The organism is Streptomyces sp. URMC 126 (assembly GCF_051386555.1).
Taxonomy (GTDB): Bacteria; Actinomycetota; Actinomycetes; order Streptomycetales; family Streptomycetaceae; genus Streptomyces.
Window position 1 is genome coordinate 1 of the sequence record NZ_JBPQTX010000367.1, and the last position, 6487, is coordinate 6487.

The 6487-nt window shown below is 73.6% G+C and carries 6 protein-coding genes; 3 read left to right on the plus strand and 3 right to left on the minus strand.

Translation table 11 applies throughout. The features are described from left to right. Positions 1-383: 383 nt before the first annotated feature. Positions 384-980 carry a helix-turn-helix domain-containing protein gene (locus ACSNOK_RS29265; protein WP_436783810.1) on the minus strand — a complete coding sequence of 199 codons (597 nt, stop codon included), beginning with the start codon at positions 978-980 and terminating at the stop codon, positions 384-386. A 110-nt stretch (positions 981-1090) separates the two neighbouring features. On the opposite strand from ACSNOK_RS29265, the gene ACSNOK_RS29270 reads away from it, so the two are divergent. Then, entirely contained in the window at positions 1091-2578 is a 1488-nt protein-coding gene (locus ACSNOK_RS29270) for an MFS transporter (protein ID WP_436783815.1), read from the plus strand. Positions 2579-3482: 904 nt separating this feature from the next. After that, a complete protein-coding gene (locus ACSNOK_RS29275; RefSeq protein WP_436783811.1) occupies positions 3483-4466 on the plus strand; it encodes a hypothetical protein in 984 nt (327 codons plus the stop codon). A gap of 107 nt (positions 4467-4573) precedes the next feature. Here the strand turns inward: ACSNOK_RS29275 and ACSNOK_RS29280 are convergent, their stop codons facing one another. Both ACSNOK_RS29280 and ACSNOK_RS29285 read right to left on the minus strand, forming a co-directional pair. Further along, a complete protein-coding gene (locus tag ACSNOK_RS29280) occupies positions 4574-4888 on the minus strand; it encodes a 4a-hydroxytetrahydrobiopterin dehydratase (RefSeq protein WP_436783812.1) in 315 nt (104 codons plus the stop codon). After that, positions 4885-5772 (minus strand): Twin-arginine translocation pathway signal, encoded by an 888-nt coding sequence (locus tag ACSNOK_RS29285; RefSeq protein ID WP_436783813.1) that lies wholly within the window; start codon positions 5770-5772, stop codon positions 4885-4887. Before ACSNOK_RS29285 ends, ACSNOK_RS29280 begins: the two co-directional genes overlap by 4 nt. Before the next feature lie 488 nt (positions 5773-6260). Between ACSNOK_RS29285 and ACSNOK_RS29290 the strand changes: the two genes are divergently transcribed. Further along, positions 6261-6487: hypothetical protein (locus ACSNOK_RS29290; protein ID WP_436783814.1), on the plus strand; the 227-nt coding region annotated here is incomplete at its 3' end.

Sequence of the window (6487 nt, forward strand, 5' to 3'; positions counted from 1 at the left end):
GGCTACGAGTGGCTGTACGTCTGGCGGGCGAGCTGCGCGTCGTCGTCGGGGAGCGCGACTACGTCCTGCGGCCGGGCGTCGAGCTGCCGGTTCCGCTTGTTGATCGGGCCGGCCCCCCGGTCGCGGGGAGGATTCGACCTGGGCGTCGACGATCATCCGCGTCACGGAGCCATCCCCGCGCGTGCGGGGCAGACGCGATCGGCTCCGCCCGGAGCAACGGGCCACCCCCGCACGTGCGGGGAAGACGGCGTCGACGTGGCCGCCGACGGGGGAGATGAGGGGCCACCCCCGCGCGTGCGGGGAAGACTCTTCGCCACCTGCGTCCCGACCGCCGTCAAGCGGCGGTCTCACGCACCTTGTCCACCCACCCCGCACCGTACCCCTCAATCCCCGTCCGACGCCCCCGTCCGCACCACCGCCTGGTCCCCGTGCGGTCCGAACAGATGCAGGATCTCCACCGCGCCGTCGCCCGCCGGCCCGAACCAGTGCGGCTCGCTCGTGTCGAACTCCGTCGCCTCGCCCGGCCGCAGGACGTAGTCGCGCTCCCCGACGACGACGCGCAGCTCGCCCGCCAGTACGTACAGCCACTCGTAGCCCACGTGAGTGACCAGCTTCAACTCTCGCGGTGCGAGCACCTGCTTGAAGACCTGGACGCGACCCGGGTACTGGGTGAGCGGCACCAGTACGCTCCCGGGCTTGCGCAGGTGGGGGCGCAGATGAACGCGTGGGTCACCGGTGGCGGGAGGGGCGACCAACTGGTCCAGGGCGACGCGGTGCGTCCGCGCGAGCGGGATGAGCAGGTCGAGGGTGGGGCGCCGTTTGCCCGACTCCAGGCGGGACAGCGTACTGACGGAGATCCCGGTCTCTTCCGCGAGCGCTTCGAGGGTGAGGCCGCGGTCGCGCCGCAGCGCTCGCAGGCGCGGCCCGATGGCGGCCAGGGTCTCCGCCAGTTCGGCGTCCGTGTCGTGCATGGGATCCATTTTGCGGTCTTCGCAAAGGTGCTGGGCCGGCGCCCGTCCCCGGTCGGAGCATGGTCCGGCAGGCGAAACCGGACAGAAGGTGGGCTTTGGTGACCGCGACGACCTCAAATGTGCACTCGGATCAGCCGGATCAGCCGGATCAGCCGGATCAGCCGGATCGGCGGGATCAACCGGACCGGCCACCCGCTCAGGCCATTCCACCCACCCCAACCTCCCCACCGCTCCCGCTCAGCGCACGCCGCCGATGGACGATCCTCGCCGTCTGCGCGTTCAGCATGTTCCTCGTCGGACTCGACACCACCATCGTCAACGTGGGCCTCCCCGAGATCGGCCGCGGCCTCGACGTCGACACCCGCGGCCTGGAATGGGTCGTGGACGCCTACACCGTCGTCCTGGCCAGCCTCCTCATCGCCTCGGGCGCGCTCGCGGACCGCTTCGGCCGTCGACGGATCTTCCAGTACGGGCTGAGCGTCTTCGGCGTCGCCTCCCTCGCGTGCGCCTTCGCGCCCACGCCCGCCGTGCTCGTCGCCGCCCGGGCCGTCCAGGGCGTCGGGGCGTCGATGCTGAGCCCGGTCGCCCTGGCGATCGTGGTGAACGCGATGCCCGACCCGCGCGAGCGGGCCCGGGCGATCGGCGTGTGGGCGTCGGTCTTCGGGCTGAGCATGGCGGCGGGCCCGGTCACCGGCGGTGCGCTCATCGCGGCGTTCGGCTGGCGGTCGGTGTTCTGGATCAACGCGCCGGTGATCGTCGCGGCGCTCGTCCTGGTGGCGGTGTTCGTACCGGAGTCCCGCGGGCAGCGGACACGGAGGATCGATCTCCCCGGGCAGGTTCTGCTCACGGTGGCGCTGTTCCTGTCGGTGGGCGTCCTGATCGAGGGGCCGCGCGTCGGCTGGACCTCGGCCTGGGCCGTGGCCGGGTACGGCGTGATCGTCGCGACGGCCGTGGCCTTCGTCCTCGTCGAACGCCGGCAGGAGGAACCGCTCATGGACCTGGGCCTGTTCCGCCGGCCGCCGTTCGCGACGGCGGTGCTGGGCGCGGTGGCGGTGTTCGTCGCGCTGAACGTGACTCTCCTGCTCAACACCCTCTACCTCCAGCACAGCCGCGGCTGGTCGCCGCTCGCTACGGGCGCGGCGACGCTGCCCATGGCGCTCGGGGCCACCCTCTGCGCGCCGTGGGCCGGCACGCTGGTGGCGCGACTCGGGCCGCGGCGCCCGCTCCTCGCCGCCGGGGGGTTCATCGCCGCGGGCGGCCTGTGCCTGATCGGCCTCGGCAGTGACACCGGCGTCCTGCCGCTGCTCCTCGCGTACCTGGTGATCGGCATCGGGTTCGGCTTCGCCAACGCGCCGATCACCAACACCGCCGTCAGCGGCCTGCCGCCCTCCCGGGCCGGCGTGGCGGGGGCGATCACGTCCACGGCGCGGCAGGTCGGTTCGGCGGTGGGCATCGCGGTCGCCGGCGGCCTGGTCGCGGGCGTCACCCCTGCCCACTTCGCGCACGCGGCGCGCCCCGGCTGGGCGCTCGTGACGGCCTGCGGGCTGTTCCTCCTCGTCGTCGCCCGAGCCGCGGCACCGACCCCACGCGACCGCCCGGCGAACTGACGGCCGCGCCGGCCGCAGGGCCGAAGCCGATCGCAGGGCGACGTCGACCGTACGGACGGTGTCGACCGTACGGACGCCGTCGACCGTACGGGCCGCGCCGACCGCACGGGCCGATGGGCCGCGGGCCGCGAGGCGCGGCCATCGTCCGCGCTGCCCGTTCGAAGCCGCCGCGCCGCGTCACACCCAGCTCGGCATCCCCCAACCCGGAGGCCATCGCCCGCGTATCTGCGGTCGGCTTTCACTTGGGACGCCGGACGATCACCGCCATGAGGAGGCGTGCCGGCCGCTGGTCCGGAGCCACTGGGGTTCGCGCCGAGGCATCGTCGTACGCGCCGGTTCGCACGAAGGTCGCGGCCATGGTGAGGCGGTGCCGGTTCCATTGCTCGCCGGTTCCGGGGACGCGGACGGCCCGCACGGGCGGCCCGCATGGCGTGGCCGGAGAACCGGGCGTGACCGGTGGGTTCCTCGATCACGCGGTAGGGGTTGCCGCCTTCGCTGCGGGGCGCGCGCCAGGACGCGCGGCGTCTCGATCCGGACGCTTTCGCCCTGCTCCAGCTCGCGCACGGTCGAGAGGGCGAGCCCGGCGGCGCCGGCGAACCGCTCCTGCGCCAGACCGCGCGGTAGCCGGTACCTCCCGCTGTTGTCCGAGCGAGGGCGCTCGTGGCTTCCGCCCGGTGCCGGTGGTGTGGTGCCCCCCCCTGCCCGTCCAGCGTGTGCCTTCCCGCCGGTTCGGCCCCGGGCCGGCCTGGTCCGAGGCCCTGGCCCCGATCCTGCTCCTTACCCCACGTCCCACTCCCTACCCCCCTCGCTCCCGGCGGAGAACCCCGAAACGCCCCGGCGAGCAAAGCGCCGCCCGCTACGCTGGCACGCGCAGGCCCGCCGTCCGCCACGCCGGGAGCGCCGCATGATCCGACGCCGTCACGGGAACTCGTTCGTCTGCTGCGACCTCTGCCCCGGGCGTCCCGTCCTCCCCACGCCCAACGACGAGGTCAACCCGGCCAAGTGCATCCGCTGCCAGGGCGATTACCGCTGGCTGCCGGTGCCGCACCCGGAGGACCACCTGTGCGACGTGTGCCGGCGCGAGTGCCCGGACTGCCAGGCGCCCACCCCGGCGGGCGGCCGGTGCCTGACCTGCCAGGGCAGGTGCCGCACCTGTCAAGGGCCGCTGCCGGAGCGCCGTTTCGAGGTGTCCGTCGTGGAGCCGGAGGCGCGCAAGGACCGCAAACGCCGTTGGCGCCGCCACTTCTACCCGCACACGGCCGCCCGCGACCGCTGCGACCGGTGCCTGGAGCAGGGCGGTTCCCGCGACCCGCTGCGGGCGGTCCTGGCGGCCGTCCCCGACCGGCTCCTGCGCGCCTGCGGCGGCGCCTACCCGCCGGAGGCGATGCGGACGATCCGGTCGCAGCTGGAGCACCGCACCGCGCGGCAGCTCGTCGAGCGCGTCGAACGCCGCTGGTGGACCGGTTGGGCGGACCGGCCCCTGCGCCGGAACGCCGACGAGAAGCAGGACGGCTATGGACCCGACGACGTCGTCCTGTGGCTCCTGGAACCCGCCGGCTGCCATGCCGGCTGCGAGGACGGCTTCGATCCGGACGATCCGGACCGCCCCTGCCCCGCCTGCCGCGGCCGCGCACCGCTCCCCGGCCCGCCCGAGCCGGACCGGGAACCCACCCGCACGGCCGACCGCACCCCGGCCGAGGCCGTCGCCCACCGCCCGCCCATCGCCGAGTGCACCGGCAGGGACGGCGCCTGCGGCGTCCCCGTAGCCGCCCCCTACCGCCGCTGCCCCGCCTGCCTCGACTGGCCCGTCTGCGCATGCGGCTACCGCCGCTACGACCCGAACCGAGGCTCGGCGTGTACGGCGTGCTCGTCGCTGCCTGGCGGTTGATCCCGGACGTCGTCGCGATCGGCCGCCCAGGCCGTCACCGCCGGTCAGCGCGATCGGTCACCCAGGCCGTCACCGCCGATCAGGTCGAGCGCCGGCCGGGAGCGGACCTACAGCGGCTCCGCCCCGTGCGCCCCCGCGATCGCGTCGATCCGCCGCGCCAAGTCGAAGTCGGCTTCCGTCAGCCGGTATCCGGCGTCGTGCGTGGTGATGGCGAAGCGCACACGGTCCCAGCGGAGGTCGATGTCCGCGTGGTGGCCGATGAGGCGCTCGACGTCCGCCACGTGCACGATCAGGGCCACACCGCCGTGGTAGCGGATCCGGAAGCCGCGTGTGATCGTCTCCCCTTCTCGCCGCCATCCCGGCACGGAGGCCAGGCGGTCGGCGACCTCCCGTTCGGAGAGCGGTTCCTTGGCTTGCGTCACGTCGTGTCCCTCCCGGTCAGCGGTGCCAGAACGTCGTCGAACCATATGCCCGCACCGCCGCGCCCGGCGCGGTTGGCGACCGTTCGCAGTGACATCAGCTCACGCCGCAGGCGAACGGACCCCGTGTCCACGGCGACGGGAACCGCAGCGCGAGCCAGCTCCCTGGCGAGGTCGCGGTCCCCGGTGGTGAGCGCCGCTCGGGCGAACCGCGCCGAGTAGACGCCCCGGTCCCGCCGCGCGGTCGTCGGCACGTGCTGAAGAACCTGCGACCAGAGCCTCCCGGCCTCCTTCCCGAGACCGAGACGGCCGTAACACGTCGCACGTTGCACCTCCAGGTACACCGGCGTCCTCCGGCAGGCGTTTCCCCAGGGCAGATCGTCGTCCACGCGGGACACGAGCGCGTCCGCCCGGTCGAGCACGCGGTCACAACTCCGGCGGTCTCCCTCGAGGCTGTACCCGTGCGCCTGTTGCTGGAGTGCCATGACCCTGACCTTGGGCGGGAGTTCCGGCCCGGTCGCCAAAGCGGCTTCACAGAGATCGATGACACAGGAACCGTCGCCGACATCGGTCCGGAGCTGCGCCTGGTTGACGAGGGAGTACGCGACCAGAAGCGGGTCGCGTGCCTTGAACGACGCTTCCTGGGCCACGGCGCGCCAAGAGGCGGAGCTCACGAGATCCCCGGCGTCCTGGCACAGCCAGCCGATCAGGGCGGCGTAGGCGGCACCGGTCCGCAGCAGTTCGCGCCGCGTACCGTCCGTCGCGGCTCTCGACAGGCGGTCGATCAGAGCGTACTGACTCGAGACGATGCCGATCAGATCATGGGGGCCGAGAAGCATGTCGGCTCGGTAGTGGCCCTCCAACTGTTCCCTGAAGTAGCCGACCACGGCCGGATCGACGTGCCGGCGGCCGGCCGGCCCCGGGGAGGCGACGGCTTCCCCGGCGGGGCGAAGACCCGGCGGGAGGGTGATGGCGGCCTGCGGAGGAGGCAAGGGCTCGTGCTCCGCCCGGATCCACCCCGGAGGAGTGTCGAACCCCAGGTCCTCCGGCCATCGTCCGAAGGCCGCGCGCAGCGCTTGGGCGCAGTCGGGGCGTGGCCACCCCGGCCTGGCGGACTCCCACCGCCGCCACGTGCGGGGGGACACCTCGAACGTCATGTCGCCGAGGACCTCCCGTCCGGCGGCGGTGACGGCACGGGCCGCGGCCTCGCCCGAACGCCAACCAAGCTTCAACCTGGCGGCCTTCAGTACGTCATTGCGGGCGGCAGGCGGGTCGGGCGCGTTCATCGGCTCTCCAGCGGTGGCCGCGCAATGGCCGCCGGACGGCCGGTCGCCGGCCTAGTGGGTCGGAATGCCATACGGCCATCCTCCCTCCTATGGCGATCGAAAACCTGGGGAAGACCGTCGGCACGACTCTTTCGGGCGGAGGGATCACCGTGGCCCGGACGGCCACGGCGGCCGACTGGCTCGTATCCCGTGACCCCCGTCCCCGAGAGATCCGCGAGACCTGGATGCGTGACGCGCCCGCGATGCTGCGGACCGGCCTGCACTTCGAGGCGGTGCGGCTGGCCGGGGCCGTGGTCGGTGTCGTGGCGGGCGGGGG

What these genes read in the sequence shown, in the direction of transcription:
- ACSNOK_RS29265 (WP_436783810.1), bottom strand. Translation starts at nt 980, where the DNA reads ATGGATCCCATGCACGACACGGACGCCGAACTGGCGGAGACCCTGGCC.
- ACSNOK_RS29275 (WP_436783811.1), top strand. Translation starts at nt 3,483, where the DNA reads ATGATCCGACGCCGTCACGGGAACTCGTTCGTCTGCTGCGACCTCTGC.